This is a genomic window from Nocardia sp. NBC_00416 (assembly GCF_036032445.1).
In the GTDB taxonomy this organism is placed as follows: Bacteria; Actinomycetota; Actinomycetes; order Mycobacteriales; family Mycobacteriaceae; genus Nocardia.
The window spans coordinates 6,669,627-6,687,357 of the sequence record NZ_CP107932.1; the positions used below are offsets into that span (position 1 = coordinate 6,669,627).

The following is a 17,731-nucleotide window of genomic DNA, read 5'->3' on the forward strand; positions in this document are numbered from 1 at the left end:
GGTGCGCCGGTCATCCGTTCCGGGGAGCATACGGGCGGCTTTCCATGATTTCGGAAGGCAGGGACGACGGCTACGAGCTCGCTGGGTCGGCCGTCGCTCTGGCGAGAGCAGTGCATCGTGTCGAGTTGCGGCCCGTGCGGATGTGTTCGATCATTGCGCGACGCGGCGCATGATCCAGGCGGCCGGTGAGCTGTTGGGAGTGAGGCCGTGGGCGTCCACTGCGTCGAGGAGACTCTCACCCAGTTGGTGCCCGGCGCGAAGGCGGACGTCCGGGCCTTCTACCAGGATGTCACCCAACTGGGGCAGGTGCATCCGCTCATCGTCCGGGTCGACCGGCTGGCGGATACCGTTGACGACGGTCGGTGCCTCAGCAACTACCGGGTGACCGATCGGATGCCGTTCGGGCCGTTCTCGTACCGGATCACCTACCGGGTGCAGAGCCGGACGGCCGACGACGGAAGCCTCATCGTCGACGCCTACCAGTTCCCCCGGGTACACGTGCACAGCGAAATTCAGTTCGCCGAGAACGACTCGGGCACCGTGGTCACCGAACGATTGCGGCTGAGCGCGCCGCGGGGGCTGCTGGGGACCGTCCAGCGTCACGGCGTCGCCGCCCACGTCACCATGCTCGACAATCTCCGCCTTCTGTTCGACACCGCGGCCGCCGGCGAGGGCCGGTGAAAGTCTCGGCCGTCGCCCGGAACTCGTCGTCGCACGACAGTGCGCCGTCGCCCGGCCGCTGCCGAATCCATCTCTCAGATCTGTCCACCCCGGCCCGTGTCCGGCATCCGGCCGACGTACCGGGTGTTGTGCCGTGCCACTCTTGTCGGAGGAATCGATGACCCTGCCGTTATCCGGAAAAGTCGCCGTGGTGACAGGCGCGAGCCGAGGTGTGGGCAAAGGCGTCGCGCTCGAACTCGGGGCCGCGGGCGCGACGGTGTACCTCACCGGACGGACCGTCGCCCCGGGGCCGCTTCCCGGCACGATCACGGCCACGGCGGCCGAGGTCACCGAGCTCGGCGGTACCGGCATCGCGGTGCCCTGTGATCATCACGACGACGACCAGGTTGCGGCACTGTTCGCACGGGTCGAGGCGGAACAAGGGCATCTCGACATCCTGGTGAACAACGTCTTCTCGGCGCCGGATCTCGCCCCCTGGTTACACCGCCCGTTCTGGGAGCTGCCGCTGCGGGCGTGGGATCAGGTGCTCGGAATCGGGCTCCGATCCCACTACGTCGCTTGCGTATCCGCCGCTCCACTGCTTTTCCAGGCGTCGCGTCCGGGGGTGGTCGTCAATATCTCCTCGTCGGGTGCGGTCTCGTACGGACACAATGTGGTGTACGGCGTCGGGAAGGCGGGGCTGGACAAGATGACGGCTGATATGGCCGTCGAGCTGCGGCCGCACGGGGTCGCGGTGGTGTCGGTGTGGCCGGGATTGGTGCATACCGAGCTATTGGCCACCGGTACCCGGACCACCGACGACGGCCGAACAGTCGTCGACCTGCCCGGCGAGGGAACCTTCGATATCACGCATGCCGAATCGCCGCGCTTCGTCGGCCGGGGTGTGGTCGCGCTGATTTGTGACCCCGAGATCTTCGAACGCTCGGGTGGAGCCGAGTCCACCGCCGAGCTCGCGGCGCGGTACGGCTTCACCGATGTGGACGGCACCGGGCCCGGGGCGACGCTTCGGTCCGGTGCCGCACCACACCCAGCGGATCAATGACGAACTCTGGTCGTCGAACAGCGGGGATCCCACGTAACCGGCGATCCGATAACGGGTTCCGGCAAACTCGGGCCGACCTGATCGAGCGATGCCACGACCCGGCACACACGATCTACCAGGACCGCAAGGGCGAGATGACCCGCGCCCACTACGAAGGCGTGGCGGACCAGCCCTCGGCGTTGGGGCCGGTGCTCACCTGCACCGCCGGGTGGACACCGACTACGAGAACCGTGCTCTCGCGGCGCAGCGAAGCGACGGCTACCCGGGTGCTGGACGCCGATGTGGAGCGCTTGTCGGCGTTCGTGCGCGCCCACATCGGCCTCGACGGGCACGACTGCTTCCACCTGCCCGACTTCGGCGGGTCGACGGACCGCTGCGACCCGGACACCACCGCCGACGAATAGCACGCGCGAACCGCTCAGGGGTGTCCGGTGATCTCGGAGACAGGCTGCGGCTGGGCCTGCCAGCATGGAACTGTCGCGGAAATCCTCAGCGACTCGCCCGCAGGATGCGGACCGGGCGCAGTGCCCGGGGTGGTTCGCCCTCGAATTCCGCGGATCCATCGAGGTACCCAGCGATGAGGTTCGCAGCGGAGAGGTCTTCGACGTCGGTGAAGCCGAGCGCGCGCAACTGTGCGGCGATGTCGTCAGGAGTGAAGTAGCTGAACCAGGGTTCACCGACAGCCGCCGCTCGATCTGCGCGCGCCTGCAGTTGCGCACGATCCTCGTCGGTGTCCGCCGACTGCAGGTAGTCGAAGATCACCTCGACCGGCCCGGATCGACGAGCAATGTATTCGAGGGTGGCGCGGGTGGCGTCCGGGGTCAAATAGAAGACGACACCGAGCCACACGAATACGGCCGGATCGGTCGGGCTGAGTCCGGCGGCCTCCAATCGAGTTGCCAGTGTGTCGGTTTCGAAGTCGACCGGCACGAAAGTCAATCGCTCGGGCAGAGCGATACCGGATGCGGCGAGGCGTTGATGTTTCCACGCTTGGGTAGCGGGATGGTCGACCTCGAATACGCGCAGGCCAGGATGAGGGTTGCGGTAGGCGAAGGTATCCAGGCCCGCGCCGAGGATCACGACCTGTCGCACACCGGCAGCCACCGCCGCGGCCACCCGATCCTCGGCGAAACGGGTACGAGCAGCCAAGAACAGGCGGCGCGGCCGATCACTGGCACCCAGCCGCAGGATTTCCAGGTCTGCACCGTTATCGGGACGATCCGCTGCGGGCCGGCCCAATTCGGTCAGCTCATCCACACTGACGCCCAGCAGATCTGCCGCCAGTGGATCGGTGAGAATCCTCGGCCGGTCGGCAATTTGATGATAGGCACGGGCGTAGGCAGCCGCGAGCGCTGTCCGGCTGGGTCCCTCATGTTCCATACTCGAAGAAGCTACTCACGAACTGACGCGAGCACCGTGAACTCGGCCACACCAGCTACTCCTGGCGGAGCAGTGTGTGGCACGCCCCCAGTGACCAGTGGATACGCGAACTTCGTTGTTTCTTGGGCCATTACTGCCGGGAGCGCGACGACTGAGACTCAGCGGGAGCGCGGCCGCGCGGCGGGATCGGTCTCGGCCGGTCGGCGCCCCAGCGCCTCGGCGGACACCTTCACGTACGTCACCGGACCGTGCACCGACGTGCCCGCTCGCCGCCATCAGCATCGGAGTGGACGCGTCCTTCGCCGCGGCGTGGGTCGATCGGGCGGGCCGCAGCTGATGAGCGTGCACGATCCACGTCGCATCCCGGCGTGTGCTCCGGTTCGTGCCGCGCGGAGCCCGCTCCGGGGGAAGGTCGGGGTCCGGCCGTACCATCGGAGCCGTGAGCGAGCGACCTGCGGCGGTGCACCTGGTTCTGGGGGAAGAAGAACTGCTGATCCAACGAGCGGTGGCCGGGGTGACCGCGCAGGTGCGGTCGGTTGCGCCCGATCCCGGGTCGGTGCCGGTGGATCGGTTGCGGGCCGGTGACGCCAGCAGTGCGGAACTGGCAGAGCTGCTGAGTCCCTCGTTGTTCGCCGAAGACCGGGTGATAATCCTCGAATCGGCGGACCAGGCGGGCAAGGACGCTGTCACGGTGATCTCCGAGGCCGCGGCCGCGCCGCCCGACGGGGTGGTGCTGATGGTGGTGCACAGCGGTGGCGGGCGCGCGAAGGCGATGGTGCCCACCCTGCGGAAGGCGGGGGCGGTGGTGCACGAATGCGCGAAGCTCACCAAATCCTCGGAGCGGGCCGAATTCGTGCGCGCCGAATTCAGGGCCGCCGGGGTGCGCGTCTCGGGCGATGTGGTGCAGGCGGTACTCGACGCGGTGGGTTCGGAGCTGCGGGAACTGGCGGCGGCCTGTTCACAGCTTGTCGCCGATACCGGGGGCACGCTCGACGTCGCGGCGGTGCGGCGGTACTACTCCGGCAAGGCCGAGGTCTCCGGGTTCGAGGTCGCGGACCTGACCGTCGCGGGAAATCGGGCGGGGGCCGTGGAGGCGCTGCGGTGGGCGCAGGATCGCGGGGTGCCGCATGTGGTGCTGGCGGACGCGCTGGCCGATTCGGTGCACACCATCGCGAAGGTCGGTTCGGCGGGGCGGGGTGATCCGTTCAAGCTGGCGGGCCCGCTGGGGTTGCCGCCGTGGAAGGTGAAAAAAGCGCAGGGTCAGGCCCGGGGCTGGACCCCGGCCACGATCGGATCGGCGCTGCAGGTCGTGGCGACGCTGAACGCTGACGTCAAAGGCGGCGCCGCCGACTCCGGGTTCGCGCTCGAGGACGCCGTCCTGAAGCTGCTCGCCCTGCACGGGCGCGGCTGACGGGGGGTTCACGAGCGACCCGGGGCGCGGGGCCGGGGATATCGTTATTCGACCGCGCTGAGCTCCAACGCTTCCTCCGCGGCCTCGTCGTAGCGTCCGTCCCACTCTTCATAGACGGGGGTCTCCTCGTCCCGAGTGACCATCCAGACCACCACGTGCCCACCGTCGTCGTCGGCGGGCGCCAGCACGTTCTCGATCTTCACGCCGATACCGAGTACCTCGGCGGCACGGATCACGCCGGGCAGGTCGTCAGCCTGGACTACCGATTGGTTCGCATACACCGTAACCATGCGCCGCACATTACGGCAGGAACCCCGAGCCCGGAGCGCCGCCATCCGGGAACGCCGGTAAATCCCGTGCTGACCGGGGCCGGGCACAACAAAGCCGCCGTGGTCGTCAATGCCGCGGCGGCTTATCGTCGAACGATTTCGAGAAGGGTCAGAGCTTGTTCAGCGCTGTGGCCAGAGCCGACTTCTTGTTGGCGGCCTGGTTCGCGTGGATGACGCCCTTGGAAGCGGCCTTGTCGAGCTTGCGGCTCACGAAGCGCAGACGCTCGGCGGCGCCGTCCTTGTCGCCGGCCGCGGCGGCAGCCCGGAAGGCACGGATATGAGTGCGCAGCTCGGACTTGACCGACTGGTTGCGCTGACGCGCGACCTCGTTGGTGCGGATCCGCTTGATCTGGGACTTGATATTGGCCACGCCGGTATCCTCTGGTTCCTGTCTGGTTCGGTCGGAAAGTCTCTGTGTGCGTCCCGGCCCTGGGTTCATCGACCTGGATTTCTCCGGGCACGGGGTACGGCAACGTCGATGGGCCAGATTACCAGCACGTGGCGGGGCTACGAAATCGTGGGTGCGGCCGACACGCTAGGCAGGGCCTGATGGCGTTGTGGAGATCGTTTTGCCAGCGTAACGTCCCCAACAATCAGCGTACGAATTTTCCCAGCAGGACCCAGGTTTTCCCGGTGCGTGCCCCGGTACCCGGCGGGGGTCGCGATCCTCTCGGAAGGCGGACGAGCATGTCTCCCACTGTGCAGGAAAGAGAAGCTGTTCACGAGGGCGTCGAACCGTGGGTTCCGTCCGACGCCAAGAAATGGGCCGCCGAGGCAATGGGCACATTCGTGCTGGTGATGGGCGGCGTGGGGACGGCCGTCCTGGCCGGGGACAAAGTGGGCCCACTGGGGGTGGCGCTCGCCTTCGGCCTCTCGCTGCTGATCCTGGTCTATGCCATCGGGCCGGTCTCGGGCTGTCATGTGAACCCGGCCGTCACGGTGGGCCATTTCTTGATGGGCCGGGTGTCCGCGGTGGCGGCCGCTGGGTACGTGATCGCGCAGCTGGTGGGCGGCCTCGTCGCGGGGCTGGTCCTCTTCGCGATCGCGAAGAACCTGCCCTCATACGACCGCTCGGTGGACGGACTGGGGGCGAACGGCTGGGGTGCGCACAGCCCCTCCGCCGTGACCGGCCCGGCCGGTGAGGTGGTGATCCAGGACGGGTACGGACTGGCCGCGATGATCATCATCGAGGTGATGCTCACCGCACTGCTCGTCTTCGCGGTGCTGGCCGCGACCGATCACATCTCCGAGATCCCGCAGTCGGGTCTGGCCATCGGGTTCACCCTGGCGGTCATCCACCTGATCTCGATTCCCGTCGACAACACCTCGGTGAACCCCGCCCGCAGCCTCGCGGTCGCTCCCTTCCAGGGCGGTGCCATGGGGCAGTTGTGGGCGTTCATCCTGTTCCCGCTGATCGGCGGTGTCCTGGGTGCGCTGGTGTACGGGCTGCTGTTCGGGCGGTCGCGGGACCTGCGATTCTGAGGTTCCGGACCGTCGCTCAGCTCCAGTGGTACTCGCGAACCAGCCGATGCGCGACCTGGTCGAACAGCGGACGCGGGAGGATGGCGCCCTCGCGGCGGATACCGTCCTCGGGCACGTCGAGAACCCGGTCCAGCCGGACCCAGCTGGCCCGGCCCTGATGGTCCCAGGTGCCCGCGCCGATTCCGACCCAGTCCGGATCGTTGTCGCGCACCGGGTTCGAGCTCAGCATGAGACCGAGCAAGGTGTGCCCGTCGCGGCCGACGACCAGTACCGGGCGGTCCTTGCCGTTACTCGGGTCCTCCTCGAAGGGAACCCAGGTCCACACGACTTCTCCGGGGTCGGCGCGCCCGTCGAGCTGGGGGGCGTAGACGACCCGCCGGGCCCGCTGGGCAGTGGGCACCGGGGTGGAGGCGGCGGGGCGCACCGGGATGCCTGCGGGCCCCGTACCGGTTCGTGAACCGCGACGGCTCCGGCCCGCGCCGCCGCGCCCGCCCCGGCGGTCGAGCAGCGCCTCGACCAGCCGCGGCGTCTGCCGCTGCACGAGCTTGGGACCCTGTTGTTTCGCGATCGCGGTGAGTTGCTTGCCGAGACTGTTCCAACTTCGGGCCATCTCAGGAGAATAACGGCACGCCGCTGTCGGTGATATCGATCCGGCGGGGTGGGGCGGGACCTGGGGGCAGGTGCACCGGGCCCAGCATGGGACGATGGTCGCCAGTACGCCCGATACCTCATGAGGAGTGGAGTGCCCGCCAGCTTCGCCGATACGACGTTCACCGATCCGTCGCGGATCCGGAACTTCTGCATCATCGCGCACATCGATCACGGCAAGTCGACGCTGGCCGACCGCATGCTCCAGCTCACCGGTGTCGTGGAGGACCGGCAGATGCGCGCCCAGTATCTGGACCGGATGGATATCGAACGGGAACGCGGTATCACCATCAAGGCCCAGAACGTGCGACTGCCGTGGATACCGCGGTCCGGGGAGCACAAGGGCGAGGACTTCGTCCTGCATCTCATCGATACGCCCGGTCACGTGGACTTCACCTATGAGGTGTCGCGCGCGCTGGAGGCGTGCGAGGGCGCGATCCTGCTCGTGGATGCCGCGCAGGGCATCGAGGCGCAGACCCTGGCGAATCTGTATCTGGCACTGGACAAGGATCTGACGGTCATCCCGGTGCTGAACAAGATCGACCTACCGGCTGCCGATCCCGACCGTTACGCCGCCGAGCTGGCCCATATCGTCGGTTGCGAGCCGGAGGACGTCCTGCGGGTCTCCGGGAAGACCGGGGTCGGCGTGACCGAACTCCTGGATCGGGTGATCGAGGAGGTACCGGCCCCGGAGGGGCAGGCCGACGCCCCGGCGCGGGCGATGATCTTCGACTCGGTCTACGACACCTACCGCGGTGTGGTGACCTATGTCCGCGTGGTGGACGGCAAGCTGACGCCGCGCGAGAAGATCAAGATGATGTCCACCGGGGCGACGCACGAACTCCTGGAGATCGGGATCGTCTCCCCGGAGCCCAAACCCACGCAGGGGCTGGGCGTCGGGGAGGTCGGGTACCTGATCACCGGTGTGAAGGACGTCCGCCAGTCGAAGGTCGGCGATACCGTCACCGCCGCGCGGGGCGGCGCCACCGAACCTCTCACCGGCTACCGCGAGCCGCGACCGATGGTGTACTCCGGGCTGTACCCGGTGGACGGGTCGGACTATCCCGATCTCCGGGACGCGCTGGAGAAGCTGCAGCTCAACGATGCCGCGCTCACCTACGTTCCGGAAACCTCGGTGGCGCTGGGCTTCGGGTTCCGCTGCGGCTTCTTGGGACTCCTGCACATGGAGATCACCCGTGAGCGGTTGCAGCGGGAGTTCGATCTGGAACTGATCTCCACGGCGCCGAACGTGGTGTACCGGGTGGTGCAGGAGGACGGTGCGGAACATATCGTGACGAATCCGTCGTTCTGGCCGGAAGGCAAGGTGCGCACGGTTTTCGAGCCGATCGTGAAGTGCACGATCATCGCGCCCAGCGAGTTCATCGGCGCCATCATGGAGCTGTGCCAGTCGCGGCGCGGTGAGCTCGGCGGGATGGACTACCTGTCGGAGACCCGGGTCGAACTGCGGTACACGCTGCCGCTGGCCGAGATCATCTTCGACTTCTTCGATTCGCTGAAATCGCGGACCCGCGGCTACGCCTCGCTCGACTACGAGGAAGCCGGGGAGCAGGAATCGCAACTGGTCAAGGTCGATATCCTGCTGCAGGGCGAGGCCGTCGACGCGTTCAGTGCCATCGTGCACCGCGACGCGGCCCAGGCCTACGGGAACAAGATGACCACCAAATTGCGTGAACTGATCCCGCGTCAGCAGTTCGAGGTGCCGATCCAGGCGGCCATCGGATCGAAGATCATCGCCCGCGAGAACATTCGCGCCATCCGCAAGGATGTGCTGGCGAAATGCTATGGCGGCGACATCAGTCGTAAGCGCAAACTGCTGGAGAAGCAGAAGGAAGGCAAGAAGCGGATGAAGACGATCGGCCGCGTGGACGTCCCGCAGGAGGCGTTCGTCGCCGCGCTGTCGTCGGACGCCCAATCCGATAAACCCAAGGACAAGAAGTAGCGTTCGGCGCCGCCGCGCCCAGGAATATCGCTGTGCGATAGCCGGATCAGCCCGCGCCGGCCGCCCCGCCTCCGATATCGGCTGATAACGAAAATGTGACAGCCACAGATGTCGACAATAGGCTGATGGCGGATCCGGGCCGGGTCGACGTCGGCACGGTTGCTGGTGAACGCGAGAGTGGAGTAATGGGATGGCGCGTGATCTTCCGTTCGACGGCGAAGAAGAGGTCACCGAACGGGGCGGTGACACCGCTTTTCGTATTGCCAGCGCCACCTCGCGAGTCGCCCGCGGCGGCGCGTATGTGACCGGTGGCGCACTGATCGCGAACAACGGCGGCGGGGTTCCGGCGCCGCCGAGTGAACTGGACAGCCGTAATGCCGGCTGGGCGCATTCGGCCGACCCCGACCCCGATGTCCCCAGTCCGGTGATCACCTTCCCGGATCCGGTACAGACCGACCCGCAGGACATGCCGTTCGGGTCCGACGGCGACGCGAGCGTCACGATGCCGCTGCCGCACGGCCCCACCCTCGACATCCAGGTCGGGCACTCCGACGAATTCGACTTCGACGATGTGGGTCCCTACGGCGTGCACCATGTCGAGGAGTTGCCCGGACTGAGTCTGGAGCCGGGCGCACCCGAGGTCGGCGCGCCGCACGGTGGGCCCGTTCCGGGCACCGGGGTGCCGGATTCGGTGGTCCCGGGCATGCCCGATTTCGGTGTACCGGACGCGGGCCCTCCCGCCGGTGGACTCCCCGGGCTCGACGGTATTCCCGGTCTGGGAGAGGGCTTTCCCGTTCCGGGCGACGAAGGTTTCGGCGCTCCGGGCGAATTCGAGCTGCCGTCGCCACGTGACGCCTTCCAGACCGATATCTTCGATCTGCCCCGCTTCGATCTGAGCCCGGATTCCGCCGTGGAATCGGTGGCCCGGACATCGGACTCCGACGGCGGCGACTGGGGTTTCGATCTGGCAGACCTGCTCGGCCGGCCGGACACCGGCACGGTCGGTGACTCGGATTCCGGCTGGCTGGACGGGATTTCCGACGGCGGTGGCGGTGGCGCCGTGGTCGTCGATTCGGATATGGACCTCGATATCTCGGTGGGCCCGGACGGCGTCTGGATCTCCAGCGATTGGGACCTCGATATCACCGTGGGCGACGCGAGCATGCTCGACGATCGTCTCGACCAGTACCTGGACTGGGCTCGATCCGGCTCCGGGCAGCAGGATCCCTTCGATCCGGCGGCGCGTGCGGATCCGGCGGCGCTCGCGGACTCACCGGTCGGGTCCGGAACTTCGGCAGGCGCCGGCACTACAGGAGTGTCGTCCGGCTCCGGGGTGACCTCCGGTGCCGCGGCCACGCCCGGTGCGGCCGGACCGAGTGCGGCGATCGCTCCGGGCGCACCCGCCCCGGCGCCGATGACGGCCGCCGTCGCACCGGCCCCCGTGGTGCCCGCGCCGGCCCCGATGGCCGCCGCGCCCGTCGCGCCGGCGTCGATCGCGCCCGCGCCGGTCCCGCCGCCGGTGGTACCGGCCGCCATGGCGCCGGCGGTGCAGCCGGTCGCCGCGACCCCGTGGCAGACCACGATCCAGCCCGACGCGGCGACCACCCCGATGGCGAACGTATTCCATCCGCCCACCGGTCCGTCTCCGCTCACCGCGCCGGCCGCGCAGCTCCCGGATCTGTTCCACCAGTCGCCGCCGCCGACGCGGGATCCGCAGCCCCCCGCCGACCCGGTGCTCCCCGGGACGAGCACGCCCGTGGTGCCGACCACGACCGCGCCCACTACTTCCGGTGGCGCCACCTCGACCGCCCCCGACACCACGACCACCGGGCCGGACGGCAGTACGACCACGACGGTCGACGGCAGCACCACGACGTCGGTCGACGGGAGCACCACGACCGACGGTTCGTCCACCGCACCGGAAACCACCACCGGTACCGGCGGATCGTCCACGGAGAGCACGTCGCCCGAGACGACGACCTCCGGCGGCGAGTCGACGGTCACCACCGGTGAATCGACCGGCGCGACCACCACGAGCCCGCACCCGTCGACCGGCGCGACCACCACCGACAGCGGCACCACCACCGATCCGATCGGCGGAACCGGTTCCGGGGTCCCGTCCACCGGTGCGCAGACCTCGGACGGAACCCCGTCCACGGTGGACGTTCCCACCCATCAGGTGCCCACTGCCGATCAGCCGTCGGCGCTGGTGCCCACGGTCAGTGTGCCGACCCAGCAGCCGAGCGTGCCGGATGTTCCGGACGTCCCTACGCCTGCCGCGCCGCTGCCCACGCAGGTGCCGGGTCCACAGGTGAAGCCGGTCGCCGAGCACGGTGCCACGGCGCTTCCGTACGATGTGCACGGGGTGGCTGCCACGCTCTACACCGATCACGCTGTGCTCGGTTTCGCGGGCAGCGGCCTGACCGGTGATCTGTCGGCCGGGTTGCTGCCGCATACCGTGGCTGTGACCGAGGACCCGATTGCCGATCACGGCCACTGGGTATATATCTGACGGTTCCCGGCGGATGCCGGTTCTGTCCGGCCGGACGGGGATGGATTCGGCCGATCGTGTCGATGACGTGATGGGTTGTGATCGAGAGTGAGGAGCAGGGCTTGTCTGCCGTAGCCGGAGCGCGTGCCGCCACGGTGAAGAATCCGGATGTGATGGCCCCGCTCATCCAGATCATCGATGAGTTGCGCGATGTATCGCGCACCGCGAGCCGCAACGATCTGCGTGGCCGCCTCGGGATGGTCCGGGCCCGGGTCGCCGATACCCGGGTGCGGCTGGTGGTGGTCGGCCCGCCGAAGAGCGGGATGAGCACACTGGTCAACACGATGGCGGGGGCGCCGATCAGCGCCACCGACAGCCCGATCAGTGTGCCGGCGATCGTCGAGTACGGTCCGGAGGCCACCGCCACGCTGATCCGCCGTGAAGGCGGCGGGCGGATCCGGCGCCAGCCCGTCGACCCGCTCAACCCGGCTCCGGCGCTCATGGCCAAGGGCGTGATCCGGGCCGATTTCACTCAGCCCAGTTCGCTGCTGGCCGAGGGGATCGTACTGATGGACGCCCCGGGCGCGGCAGTACAGGATCGCAGCACCTGGTCGATGATCGCCGCCGCCGACGCGGTGCTGTACGTGAGCGACGCGAACACCGAGTACACGCGGGAGCAGATCGAGCATCTGCGCCGGATCGGACAGGTCTGTCCCACGGTGATCTGCGTCCTCAACAAGATCGACCGCAATCCGCACTGGGCGCATGTGCAGGAACGCAACCGGGAGCTGCTCGACGTCGCCGGGCTGGGCTACGCGGTGGCGCCGGTATCGGCGGAGATCCATCATCAGGCGCAGCAGTCGGGTAATCAGCAGCGGGCGATCGAATCCGGCCTGCCGCAACTGGTCGACCATCTGCGCGACTATGTGGTGGCCCACGCGGACGAGGTGGCGGTGAAGTCCGCGGTGCGCGATATCCAGTTGGTCGGTGACCATCTCGGTGTCGCGCTGCGCACCGAGGCCGACGCATTGCGTGACCCCCGTCGCCGGGCCCATGTCACCCAGCAGCTGGCCATCGCGCGCGATCAGGCCGATCAGCTCCGGCAGCGCACCGCCACCTGGCAGATCACCCTCGCCGACGGCAGCGCCGAGCTGATGGCCGATATCGAACACGATCTGCGGCACCGGCTGCGCATTCTGGTGCGCGAGGCCGAGACCGAGATCTCGCGCACCGACCCGGCGCCCCGCTGGACCCGGTTCGGCACCGATCTCGAGGCCAGGATCGCCGGAGCCGTCGCCGAGAACTTCGAAACCGCGAACTACCGTGCCGAGGAACTCGGAGAACAGGTGGCCGCGCGGTTCCCCGCCGACCACCGTCACCCAGATCTGCCCGATATCCGTCCGCAGTACCCGGCCGAGCTCTTGGAGGACGTGGCATCGCTGGAACCGCTGCAGAGCGCGAAAGGCGGGTTCATCGATCAGTTCCTGTCCGCCCTGCGCGGTTCCTACGGCGGCATTCTGATGGTCGGCGTCGCCACCAGCCTGCTCAAGATGCCGCTGGTGAACTGGTATTCGATCAGCGCGGGCATTCTGCTCGGTGTGCACGCCCTGTGGGAGGGCAGGCGGGCGCGCCGGCAGCGCCGGCAGGCCGAGGCCAAGGTCGCGGTGTCGCGGTTCATCGACGATGTGGTGTTCCAGGTCGGCAAGGAGTCGCGCACCCGGTTGCGCGAGGTGCAGCGCGTGCTGCGCGACCATTTCACCGATATCGCCACCGACGCGCTTCGCGCCGCGGACGAGGCGCTCCGGGTCGCCGAGGAGGCGGGCGCCCAGTACGGCGACCGCGGCACCGAACGGCTCGCTCGGCTGGACAGCGAGATGGGCAAGCTCCGCGACCTCCGGCAGCAGGCCGACGGTATCGCCGCCGCCTAGCGATGCCGATCAGCTCACCGAGCTCCGCGCGGTTCACGCCGCCGCCGCCGGAGGCCGGTCGGCAGGCAAGACCGTCCTGGTTCCCGGCTAGCGGCGGGGTCGGCTGCGCCACGGGGTGCCGCGGCTCTGGCTGTGGGCGGGACGGAATGTCCCGGCCGGTTGGGTGCCCTCGGCCCGGATCAGGTGGGTGACGGCGTTGATCAGCGCCAAGTGGGTGAACGCCTGCGGGTAATTGCCCAGGTGGCGTCCGGTGTGCGGGTCGATCTCCTCGGCGTAGAGCTTGAGTGGGCTGGCGTGGTTGAGCAGTCGTTCGCACAGTCGGCGGGCCCGAGTTATCTCGCCGATCTCCACCAGCGCCGACACCAGCCAGAACGAACAGATGGTGAAGGCGCCCTCGGTGCCGGACTGGCCGTCATCTGTGGTCTCGGTGCGGTAGCGCAGAACCAGGTCGTTCTCGGAGAGTTCGTCGGCGACGGCGAGCACGGTCGCGCGCACCCGGGGATCGTCGGGCGGCAGGAACCGGAAGAGCACCACCAGCAGTAGGGACGCGTCGAGGGAGGTTCCGCCGTACACCTGGGTGAAGCGGCCGCGCTCGTCCACACCGTGGGCGAGCACATCGGCGTGGATCTCGGCGGCGATCCGGTGCCACTCCGCGGAGATATGGGTCTGGCCGTGTAGTTCGGCGATTTTGGCGCCGCGGTCCAGTGCCACCCAGCACATGACCTTCGAGGAGGTGAAATGCTGCGGCTCGCCGCGCACCTCCCAGAGGCTGCGGTCGGGTTCGCGCCAGTGCGCGATGGCGGCGTCGACCTGGCGTTCCAGCATGGGCCAGAGTGTCTCCGGGACGTGCTGACGCGATTTCACATGCAGATAGACCGCGTCCAGCATGGTGCCCCAGATATCGTGCTGTTCCTGGTTGTAGGCGTCGTTGCCGATCCGCACCGGCCGCGCGTTGCCGTAGCCGGACAGATGATCGAGGGTGCTCTCGGTGAGGGTGCGTTCCCCGCCGATTCCGTACAACACCTGCAGCGGCACCGGCTCGTCGTCCGGGCCGGTCGTGGCGTCGTGCAGGAAGGCGAAGAAATCGTCGGCTTCGCGGTCCAGGCCCAGGGTGTAGAGGCCCCAGAGGGCGAAACTGGCGTCCCGCACCCAGGAGTACCGGTAGTCCCAGTTGCGCTGCCCTCCCGGCGATTCGGGCAGTGAGGTGGTGCCCGCTGCCATCAGCGCACCGGTCGGCGCGTAGGTGAGGCCTTTGAGGGTGAGCGCGCTGCGCTGCAGATAACGGCGCCAGGGGTGGTCGGGAAAATCGCCGAGCGTGATCCACTGCCGCCAGCATTCGACGGTGGTCCACATCTTGTCGGCGGCTTCGTCGAAGGTGCGCGGTGCGGGCAGTTCCGACCAGGTGAGCGCCACATAGGCGCAGTCGCCCTCGCTCATCCGGGTGCGGGCGCGCGCTTCGCGTCCTTCGAGACCGAGCCGGAGGTCGGTGGTGAGCACCAGGGTGGGCCCGACCGTCGGGTCGACCGCGCAGACCGCCGAGGCCTCCTCGTACACCTTGCCCGTGTACTCCCAGCGTGCCGTCGCCCGGTGGTAGTCGAACGAGGGTTCGCAGCTCAACTCGAGTTCGACGGTGCCGCTCACGCATTTGACCGTGCGCAGCAGCATATGCCCGGCATCCCAGTCGGTCGGGGTGCGCCGATGCGTGCGGCTGCGCTGTTCGGTGTTGTGCCACGGTCCGAGCACCAGGGCGTCCCGGACGATCAGCCAGCCGGTCTCGGTCTGCCAGGTGGTTTCCAGGATCATCCCCCCGGGCAGGTAGCGGCGGGCGGCGGGGACGCTGCGACCGTAGGGGCCCAGTCGGAAATGGCCGGCGCTGCGGTCCAGGACGGCGCCGAACACGCTCGGCGAGTCGGGGCGCGGAACGCACATCCACTCCACCGAGCCGTTGCTGGCGATCAGGCAGGTGGTTTCGCAGTCGGACAGGAACGCGTAGTCGTCGATGGCCGGAAAGTTGCTCTCCGGCAGCTTCTTCTCCGGCGTGGGAGCGGCCGGGGAGGGGCCCGGCGCTCCGTTCGCGGGTCGTGCTCGCTCGGGACTCGGCATACCCCATGATGTGTCGCCGGGCCCCGAGTCGTCCACCGCCGGTCAGTCGGCGCGGCGGATCCGGGCCAGCCAGGCGGCGAGTTCGACCTTGCCCGATTCGTCGGGCGTGAGGTCGGCGGCGCTGTCGGCGACGACCTCGGTGATCCGCCCGTAGTAGTGGTCGGGTCGCAGCTCCTCGACGTCCCAGCCGGGACCGGCGAAGGCCGCGCGGATCATGTCGGCGCCGATCCGCGGCCCGAAACCGGCCTCGCTGTCGGAGAGCGCGAGAATATGCACGTGACCGCCCGGTTCGCACAGTTCGTGCAGCGTGCGCACATAGGCGGCCCTGGCTTCGGGGGCCTCCACGAAGACATGGAACAGCGCGCTGTCGACGATCGTGTCGAAGGCGCCCAGCGGGTTGTCGCCGGACTCGGCGAGGGCGACCATATCGACCACCTCGAACCGCGCGTTCGGGACGCCCTTGGCGGCGGCGTTGCGGCGGGCGTAGGCGACGGCGCTCGGTGCGAGATCGACACCGAGCACGTCGTAGCCGAGAGCGGTGAGCGCGATGGTGTGCTCCCCGGCGCCCGTCCCGGGGTCCAGCACCCGGCCCCGGATCCGGCCGGAGCGTTCCAGTTCGACGATCGCCGGCTGGGGTTCGCCGATGATCCACGGTGCGGTGTCGTTGTCGTAGGCGGAGTTCCATACCTCGGGTGCCTGTGTCATGCCACCAGCCTGCAACCTGTAGCTCGGTTGAGGTCAAGACGGGTCGGGGTGGCCGCCGTGCGGTGTTCTACGCTGGTCGCCGTGGAGCGTATTGCCGACTGGTGGGACGGGTTCGAGCTATGGGTGGCGGGTCTGCCGTTCATACCCCAGTTCCTCGTGGTGCTGGTCGGTATGGTGCCGATCAGTTTCGGTATCGCCTACCTCATCGATCGGGCCCTGCACGCGGCGGGCGCGGCACTGGGCCGCAATGACACCGGTGATGACTCCGACACCGGAAACGAGGTGTGTTGATGCCGCGCTCACGGGTGCAGATCGCGCTGGTGGCCCTGCTGGTCCTGGTGATCGTCGCCTGGCTGTTCACCCGGTGACCGGGGAGGCCGTTCGCGCTGGTCGTGGCGGGCGACCCTAGACTTGCCCGGGTTCTGCGCAGAAAGGTCCACCATGCGACGTACCAGCCGACCGGCCGGACGCCACCGCCTGCTCGCCGCACTGGCGGTGTTGCCGGTGCTGCTGGCGGGCTGCGCGGGTGGATCCAGTGACGATGTCGGCGGCGGCGGAGCCGACGGCAGCGGCGGCACGGTCGACCTGTACGCCTACGCGATCCCCAAGCCCGGCTACGACGAGGTCGTCCCGCTGTTCAACGAGACCGAGCTGGGGGAGGGCGTCGAGGTTCGCCAGTCCTACGGCGCGTCGGGGGACCAGTCCCGCAAGATCGCGCGGGGCGCCCCCGCCGACGTGGTGAGCTTCTCCCTCGAACCCGATATCACCCGCCTGGTCGACGCGGGACTGGTGGATCCGGACTGGAACGCCGACGCCACCCGGGGTGTCCCGTTCGGGTCGGTGGTCTCGCTGGTGGTGCGGCCCGGAAACCCCAAAGGGATCCACGGCTGGGACGATCTGCTGCGTCCCGACGTCGAAGTGGTCACTCCGAACCCTTTCAGTTCCGGTTCCGCGAAATGGAATCTGCTGGCCCCTTATGCCGCGGCGAGCGAGGGCGGGCGCAACCCGCAGGCCGGCGTGGACTACCTGAATCAGATGCTGACCCGGGTGCGGGTCCAGCCGAAATCCGGCCGGGAAGCCACCGAGGCCTTTTTGCAGGGCACCGGTGACGTGCTGATCAGCTATGAGAACGAGGCGCTGTTCGCGGAGCGGCACGGTGACCCGGTCGAGCACATCGTGCCGGATACGACCTTCAAGATCGATAATCCGGTCGCGGTGCTCGAACACGCCCAGCATCCGGAGAAGGCCGTGGCCTTCCGCGATTTTCTCTACACCCCGCAGGCGCAGCGGGCCTGGGCCGAGGCCGGTTTCCGGCCGGTCGATCCAGGGGTGGCCGCCGAGTACACCGAGGTCTTCCCGCAGCCGCCGACCCTCTACACCATCGCCGACCTGGGCGGCTGGGAGACGGTGGAGTCCGAACTGTTCGCTCCCGAGTCCGGCACGATCGCCGTCGCCTACGAGAACGCGACCGAGTAGCCGGGTGACCCGGCCCACACGCGATACTCGATACTCGTGACCGTACGCAGCCCCGCCACCGAACCCGCGCCCGCCGGTTCCGTCGACCAGGACAA

At 68.5% G+C, this 17,731-nt stretch carries 16 protein-coding genes; 10 read left to right on the forward strand and 6 right to left on the reverse strand.

What is annotated here, in order from left to right; translation table 11 throughout:
* Window positions 1-207 precede the first annotated feature (207 nt).
* The 3 genes from OG804_RS28960 (at window position 208) to OG804_RS28970 (ending at window position 2,127) form a co-directional block, all read left to right on the forward strand.
* Window positions 208-681 (forward strand): SRPBCC family protein, encoded by a 474-nt coding sequence (locus OG804_RS28960; protein ID WP_328391804.1) that lies wholly within the window; start codon window positions 208-210, stop codon window positions 679-681.
* Window positions 682-838: 157 nt separating this feature from the next.
* A complete protein-coding gene (locus tag OG804_RS28965) occupies window positions 839-1,723 on the forward strand; it encodes an SDR family NAD(P)-dependent oxidoreductase (RefSeq protein ID WP_328391805.1) in 885 nt (294 codons plus the stop codon).
* On the forward strand, window positions 1,720-2,127 hold the full coding sequence (locus OG804_RS28970) for a Tn3 family transposase (protein ID WP_328391806.1): 408 nt from the start codon (window positions 1,720-1,722) through the stop codon (window positions 2,125-2,127). Before OG804_RS28965 ends, OG804_RS28970 begins: the two co-directional genes overlap by 4 nt.
* An 85-nt stretch (window positions 2,128-2,212) precedes the next feature.
* On the opposite strand, the gene OG804_RS28975 is transcribed toward OG804_RS28970, so the two are convergent.
* Window positions 2,213-3,103 carry a class I SAM-dependent methyltransferase gene (locus OG804_RS28975; protein WP_328391807.1) on the reverse strand — a complete coding sequence of 297 codons (891 nt, stop codon included), beginning with the start codon at window positions 3,101-3,103 and terminating at the stop codon, window positions 2,213-2,215.
* A 439-nt stretch (window positions 3,104-3,542) separates the two neighbouring features.
* Here OG804_RS28975 and holA point away from each other — a divergent pair, with 439 nt between their 5' ends.
* Window positions 3,543-4,514, forward strand: coding sequence for a DNA polymerase III subunit delta (holA, locus tag OG804_RS28980; protein ID WP_328391808.1), 972 nt, complete (start codon window positions 3,543-3,545; stop codon window positions 4,512-4,514).
* Between the two features lie 44 nt (window positions 4,515-4,558).
* Here the strand turns inward: holA and OG804_RS28985 are convergent, their stop codons facing one another.
* Both OG804_RS28985 and rpsT read right to left on the reverse strand, forming a co-directional pair.
* Window positions 4,559-4,804 (reverse strand): hypothetical protein, encoded by a 246-nt coding sequence (locus OG804_RS28985; protein WP_328391809.1) that lies wholly within the window; start codon window positions 4,802-4,804, stop codon window positions 4,559-4,561.
* A 148-nt stretch (window positions 4,805-4,952) separates the two neighbouring features.
* Window positions 4,953-5,213, reverse strand: a complete 261-nt coding sequence (rpsT, locus tag OG804_RS28990; RefSeq protein ID WP_328391810.1) for a 30S ribosomal protein S20 — start codon at window positions 5,211-5,213, stop codon at window positions 4,953-4,955.
* Window positions 5,214-5,530: 317 nt separating this feature from the next.
* Here rpsT and OG804_RS28995 point away from each other — a divergent pair, with 317 nt between their 5' ends.
* Window positions 5,531-6,325, forward strand: coding sequence for an aquaporin (locus OG804_RS28995; RefSeq protein ID WP_328391811.1), 795 nt, complete (start codon window positions 5,531-5,533; stop codon window positions 6,323-6,325).
* 16 nt (window positions 6,326-6,341) lie between these two features.
* Here OG804_RS28995 and OG804_RS29000 read toward each other — a convergent pair whose 3' ends face one another.
* Complete coding sequence (locus OG804_RS29000) at window positions 6,342-6,935, reverse strand: type II toxin-antitoxin system PemK/MazF family toxin (RefSeq protein WP_328391812.1); 594 nt, start codon at window positions 6,933-6,935, stop codon at window positions 6,342-6,344.
* 120 nt (window positions 6,936-7,055) lie between these two features.
* On the opposite strand from OG804_RS29000, the gene lepA reads away from it, so the two are divergent.
* The 3 genes from lepA to OG804_RS29015 all read left to right on the forward strand — a co-directional run bounded on the left by lepA (window position 7,056) and on the right by OG804_RS29015 (window position 13,352).
* Complete coding sequence (lepA, locus tag OG804_RS29005) at window positions 7,056-8,933, forward strand: translation elongation factor 4 (protein ID WP_328391813.1); 1,878 nt, start codon at window positions 7,056-7,058, stop codon at window positions 8,931-8,933.
* 190 nt (window positions 8,934-9,123) lie between these two features.
* Window positions 9,124-11,445: a hypothetical protein gene (locus OG804_RS29010; protein WP_328391814.1), complete on the forward strand. Its 2,322-nt coding sequence runs from the start codon at window positions 9,124-9,126 to the stop codon at window positions 11,443-11,445.
* Between the two features lie 101 nt (window positions 11,446-11,546).
* Window positions 11,547-13,352, forward strand: coding sequence for a dynamin family protein (locus tag OG804_RS29015; protein WP_328391815.1), 1,806 nt, complete (start codon window positions 11,547-11,549; stop codon window positions 13,350-13,352).
* An 87-nt stretch (window positions 13,353-13,439) separates the two neighbouring features.
* On the opposite strand, the gene OG804_RS29020 is transcribed toward OG804_RS29015, so the two are convergent.
* Together OG804_RS29020 and OG804_RS29025 are read right to left on the reverse strand one after the other, a co-directional pair.
* Window positions 13,440-15,455: a glycoside hydrolase family 15 protein gene (locus OG804_RS29020; protein WP_442941658.1), complete on the reverse strand. Its 2,016-nt coding sequence runs from the start codon at window positions 15,453-15,455 to the stop codon at window positions 13,440-13,442.
* A 42-nt stretch (window positions 15,456-15,497) separates the two neighbouring features.
* Complete coding sequence (locus OG804_RS29025; protein WP_328391816.1) at window positions 15,498-16,160, reverse strand: class I SAM-dependent methyltransferase; 663 nt, start codon at window positions 16,158-16,160, stop codon at window positions 15,498-15,500.
* 81 nt (window positions 16,161-16,241) lie between these two features.
* On the opposite strand from OG804_RS29025, the gene OG804_RS29030 reads away from it, so the two are divergent.
* Both OG804_RS29030 and OG804_RS29035 read left to right on the forward strand, forming a co-directional pair.
* Complete coding sequence (locus OG804_RS29030; protein WP_328391817.1) at window positions 16,242-16,451, forward strand: hypothetical protein; 210 nt, start codon at window positions 16,242-16,244, stop codon at window positions 16,449-16,451.
* Window positions 16,452-16,601: 150 nt separating this feature from the next.
* Window positions 16,602-17,636 (forward strand): sulfate ABC transporter substrate-binding protein, encoded by a 1,035-nt coding sequence (locus OG804_RS29035; protein WP_328391818.1) that lies wholly within the window; start codon window positions 16,602-16,604, stop codon window positions 17,634-17,636.
* Window positions 17,637-17,731 lie beyond the last annotated feature (95 nt).